Origin of the sequence: Bacillus sp. SIMBA_026, assembly GCF_046535335.1 — a bacterium.
GTDB lineage: Bacteria > Bacillota > Bacilli > Bacillales > Bacillaceae > Bacillus > Bacillus velezensis.
This window is the reverse complement of the sequence record NZ_JAWRWX010000042.1, coordinates 1-394: the sequence shown is the minus strand read 5'-3', so window position 1 is coordinate 394 and position 394 is coordinate 1. Positions and strand designations below refer to the sequence as shown.

At 57.1% G+C, this 394-nt stretch carries 1 protein-coding gene; it reads left to right on the top strand.

The window, feature by feature from the left end:
* A partial coding sequence (locus SB847_RS20585) for a hypothetical protein (RefSeq protein ID WP_410578417.1) occupies nucleotides 1-394 on the top strand: 394 nt, incomplete at both ends.

Here is a 394-nt window from a genome sequence, read left to right as displayed (position 1 = left end):
CCAGGTTTCGAGGTCGCGACTCTTGATGCGTCGGTATCGGTCATGTTCGAGCGTGCTTTATATGTTGCCGATAGCGGTTCGCCTGACGAGATTGCGCGTTTCGAAGATTCGTTCGACACCGCGAGATCCGATGAGGTGATCAAGAGGCTTGAAGACGCTATCGACGGCCAGGAACAGAAGGACGGCAAGATCACCGCACGCGAACTGCAAAAGGCGCTTGGAAAGCCGTGGCTGGCGGATCGCATCGACCATCTGATTGTCCGGTATGAAAGCGAATGGGGCGGCGAGATGGCAAAGTGGGACGCGCTTGATTCGCACATGCATGAGGGGTTGCCCGTTTGGCAGGCGGAAAAAACGCGGATCGATGCGCTGAGATTCTGGCGCACGATCCAGG